The sequence below is a fragment of the Anaerolineae bacterium genome (assembly GCA_014360855.1).
Taxonomy (GTDB): Bacteria; Chloroflexota; Anaerolineae; order JACIWP01; family JACIWP01; genus JACIWP01.
In genome coordinates this window covers 1-4,319 of sequence record JACIWP010000252.1, presented here as the reverse complement: position 1 = coordinate 4,319, position 4,319 = coordinate 1, and the positions used below count along the sequence as shown (strand labels likewise).

General features: G+C 69.0%; 3 protein-coding genes. 1 reads left to right on the top strand and 2 read right to left on the bottom strand.

What is annotated here, in order from left to right:
- Window positions 1–115 precede the first annotated feature (115 nt).
- The gene (gene murJ / locus H5T60_12095; GenBank protein MBC7243173.1) at window positions 116–1,678 is read left to right on the top strand and encodes a murein biosynthesis integral membrane protein MurJ; all 1,563 of its coding nucleotides are present in this window, start codon (window positions 116–118) and stop codon (window positions 1,676–1,678) included.
- Window positions 1,679–1,681: 3 nt separating this feature from the next.
- Here the strand turns inward: murJ and H5T60_12090 are convergent, their stop codons facing one another.
- Both H5T60_12090 and H5T60_12085 read right to left on the bottom strand, forming a co-directional pair.
- Window positions 1,682–2,965, bottom strand: a complete 1,284-nt coding sequence (locus H5T60_12090) for an efflux RND transporter periplasmic adaptor subunit (GenBank protein ID MBC7243172.1) — start codon at window positions 2,963–2,965, stop codon at window positions 1,682–1,684.
- Window positions 2,965–4,319, bottom strand: a 1,355-nt coding sequence (locus tag H5T60_12085; protein ID MBC7243171.1) for an efflux RND transporter periplasmic adaptor subunit, incomplete at its 5' end; no start/stop codon positions are given. The genes H5T60_12090 and H5T60_12085, both read right to left, overlap by 1 nt.

Sequence of the window (4,319 nt, the reverse complement as noted above, 5' to 3'; positions counted from 1 at the left end):
GGGTGGGGCACTCCCCTCCCCGCATGGGGGAAAAGGCCTGGGGTGGGCATCCCCTATTTGCCCTGGCCGCGCGCCGGCATATAATGGAGCCATCCATACGTTGGAGCGCGGCGGAATGGACAACGCGGAAGCTGACAAACGACAGATCGCACGTGCCGCGGTGCTGGTGATGGGGCTGTTCGTGCTCAGCCGGCTGTTGGGCATGCTGCGCGAGATCGTCATCGGCCATCAGTTCGGCACCAGCGCCGCCTTGGACGCCTATCTGGCGGCGTTCCGCCTGCCCGACCTGCTCTTTCAGCTTGTGGCCGGCGGCGCGCTCGGCTCCGCCTTCATCCCTACCTTCGCCGGCCTGCTGGCCCAGGAGCGCCGGCGCGACGCCTGGCGTCTGGCCAGCGCCATTATCAATCTGCTCATGCTGTTGCTGACCGTGCTTTCGTTCCTCGCCAGCCTGCTGGCCGGCCCGCTGGTGCGGCATATCATTGCCCCCGGCTTCACCCCCGCTCAGCAGGCGCTGACCGCCCATCTGATGCGGCTGATGCTGCTCACGCCCATCATCTTTGGCGTCAGCGGGGTGTTGATGGGCATCCTGAACTCGCACCAGCATTTCCTGACGCCGGCCCTGGCGCCATCATTGTACAACCTTGCCATCATCGCCGGCGCGCTCTGGCTGTCGCCCTCTCTCGGGGTGGAGGGGTTGGCCGTCGGGGTGGTGGTCGGCGCGCTCCTGCACCTGCTGGTACAGATGCCGGCGCTGTGCCGGCTGGACGGGTTCTACGCGCCCATCCTGGGCCTGCGGGATGCGAACGTGCGTGAGGTCGGCCGGCTGATGCTCCCCCGCACCATCGGCCTGGCGGCCGTGCAGGTCAACTTCCTGGTCAACACCATCCTGGCCTCGCGCCTGCCGGCCGGCTCCCTCTCGGCGCTGAACTACGCCTGGCTCATCATGCTCCTGCCCCAGGGCATTTTCGCCCAGGCAGTGGCTACCGCCGCCTTCCCGACCTTCTCGGCGCAGGCGGCACGGGGGGAAATGTCCGCTTTCCGCTCCACTGTCAGCGCCACCCTGCGGGCGACGCTGTACCTCTCGGTGCCGGCCAGCGTGGGGCTTATCCTCCTGCGCCGGCCGCTGGTGCAGGTCCTGCTCCAGCGCGGCGCCTTCGACGCCCACAGCACCGCCTGGGTCGCCAGCGCGCTGGCATTCTACGCCATCGGGCTGGTCGGGCATTCCGCGGTGGAGATCCTCTCGCGCGCCTTTTACGCCCTGCATGACACCCTGCGGCCGGTGTTGGTGGGCCTGGGGGCGATGGGGCTGAACATCATCCTGAGCCTGCTATTGGGCCGGCCGACAGAAGCCGGTGGCATGGGACACGCCGGCCTGGCACTGGCAAACTCTATTGCTACCCTGCTGGAGATGATTGTGCTGATGGCGCTGTTGGCGCGGCGCGCCGGCGGCCTGCCGTGGGGAGAGATGAGCGCCTCCCTCGGCCGCATCACGCTTTCCGCCGGCGCTATGGGTATGGTGCTGTGGAGCTTCATGTACTATCTTGGGGAGAGCAGTGCCTGGCTGATCGCCCTGGGCGGCATCACCATCGGCGCGCTGATGTACCTGCTGGCCTCCTTGCTGGTGCGGGCGCCGGAGCCCCTCGGCATCTGGCACATGGTATCCCGCCGGCCGGCGTAACCCCTACGGCAGGAGCTTCGCATCCGCCGGCATCCCCGGCTTCAATATGCCCTCCACATTGTCCAGCGCGATTTTCACGGCAAAGACCATATTGACGCGCTCTTCCTTCGTCTGCACACTGCGCGGGGTGAACTCCGCCTGTGAGGAGATATACGTCACCCGGCCGGGGAACACGCGATCGGGATAGGTATCCACCCGCACCTCCGCCGGCTGTCCCAGGTACACGCGTCCCAGGTCGGCCTCCGGCACGTAAATGGTCAGGTGCACGTGGGCAAGGTCCGAGATCGTCATCAGGGCGGCGCCGGCGGTCGCGCTCTCCCCAGCGTGGATCATGACCGAGGAAATGACGCCGGCGATGGGCGCCCGCAGGATCAGCTTGTCGCGCTGGACCTCCAGCGCCTCGACGGCACGCTGTGCCAGCTCGACCTTGCGCTGGGCCAACGCCACCTCTTCCGCGCGCGGGCCGGCGGTCAGCAGTGCCAGCTCCGCCCGACGCACCTCCACCTCGGCCTCGGCCAGCTTATAGCCCCACTCCGCCTGATGGACGCTTGCATCGAGGGAGGCCGGCTGGGCGCGTATCTGCTGAAGCACTGCCAGCGTCTGCCGTGCGCCGGCCAGCGCGATCTCGGCCTGCTGGACCGCCAAGCGAGCCGCCTCGACCTGCAGGCGCAGGATTTCCTGGGTCGTCTTCTCGATATCCGAGCCGCCCCCTTTTGACGCCTCATAGCGGGCTTCCGCCTCCGAGAGGCGGGCACGCGCCGCGTCCAGGCGCGCCTCGGCCAGGGCCACCTCGTTCTGCGCGGCGTGGATCTGCGCGTCCAGCTCCTGAGGGTCCTCCCGCAGTCGCCGGGCATCCTCCCAGGCCTGTTTGGCGCCGGCGTCCTTCGCTTCGGCCTGCGCCAGCTCCGCCCGGGCCCGTTCCACCTGATGCGGCCGGGCGCCGGCCAGAAGCTGTTCCAGCTCCGCCTGGGCCTTCTCCACCTCCGCCTGGGCCTGTCCGATCTGGGCGCGGATGAGCGCGTCGTCCAGCGCGATCAGCACTTCCCCCTGCGCCACAGCCTGCCCCTGCCGGCCGTACACCTGCACCACCCGGCCGCCAATTTCGCTGGCAATGGTTACCTGCTCCGCCTCAATGGTGCCGGAGGCCTCGAAAGGGGCGCTGTTTTCCCGGCGAGAACCCATGAACGATAGGATGCCCGCCTGCTGGGCCGGCCAGGAGAGACAGCCGGCGGCGGTCAGCAGGATGAGCAGTGCCATGAGCATGGTGCGGCGGCGGGGTCTGGACATCAGCGCACCTCCTCGACGAAAATCCAGGCGTCGGCCGGCATGCCCGGCTTCAGGGCGTGGTCAGGATTAGGGATCTCGATCTCCACGGCGAAGACCAGGCTGACCCGTTCCTCCTTCGTCTGGACGCTCTTCGGGGTGAACTCGGCCTCATCAGCGATCCGGCTGACGCGCCCCTCGAACTGCCGGCCGGGATAGGCGTCCACCTCCACCAGCACCCGCTGGCCGGGCTTCACCCGGCCGATCTGCGGCTCCGGCACATAAACGGTAAGGGTCACCTCATCCAGGTTTGCGATGCGCAGGATGCGGACGCCCGGCGCAATCACCTCTCCTAGGCCCACACTGCGTTCGGTGACCAGGCCGGCCGCCGGCGCCCGCAGGATCATCTTCTCCCGCTGGGTCTGCAGAAGCTTCAGCGCCGCCTGGGCCTTGCTCAGCTCCGCCTGGGCCACCGCGATATCTTCCGGGCGCGGGCCGGCTTTCAGGTCCTCGACGGCGCGGCGCGCCGCTTCCTCCGCCGCCAGGGCCTGCTGATAATTGGCCTCCGCGGCATGCACCTGCGCCTCCAACGTGATGGGGGTTTCCTTTTGGCGCTGGAGGTCCGCCAGGGTCCGCAGGGCGGCCTCCCTAGCGCGTTTGGCCTCTTCCAGCGCGGCATAGGCCTGCCAGGTGCGCTGGCTCGCCAGGTTCCACTGCTCGCGCGCCTGCTCCAGGCTCTGGGGCGGCGCCGGCACCTTCACTGGCGTCGGACCACCCGGCCCCGGCACGACCACCTCCACACCCCCCTCCAGGCTTTTCACCAGGCGTTCGTACATGGCCTGCTCCAGGTCCGCGGCCTGGGCCAGCAGGCCGGCGATCTGTACCTGAAGCTCGGCCGCGGAAGCCTTGGCGCGGGCGCCAGCGAGCTGGACATCCACATCGCGCGGCGCTGTCAGGACGGCCTGCGCATCCTGCCAGGCCTGATAGGCGGCCTGCACCGCCAGCTCCGCCTGGTGCTGGTACGCCTCGGCCTTGGCGATCAGCTCCGGCTGGAACGGCGCCCGGGCCAGCGCGACGCCGGCCTCGGCCAGCGCCACCGCGGCCTCGGCTTTGCGAATCTCGGCATCTATCAGGGCGGTATCCAGCTCCACCACCACCTGCCCCTGGCTCACCTCGTCCCCTTCATCAACATGGACAGCCGCCACCCGTCCGCCGACCTCGCTGGAGACGCCTACCAGGGTGGCCTCGATACTGCCCGACGCGAAGATGTAGGGGCCGGCCGCCGGCGTGGGCGCCAGCCCCAGGCGGCCGGAAATCTCGGAACGCGCCGCCGGCGTCCGCCAAAGGTATATGCCGGCGGCCAGCACCAGCATCGCCA

What these genes read in the sequence shown, in the direction of transcription:
- murJ (MBC7243173.1), top strand. Translation starts at nt 116, where the DNA reads ATGGACAACGCGGAAGCTGACAAACGACAGATCGCACGTGCCGCGGTG.
- H5T60_12090 (MBC7243172.1), bottom strand. Translation starts at nt 2,965, where the DNA reads ATGTCCAGACCCCGCCGCCGCACCATGCTCATGGCACTGCTCATCCTG.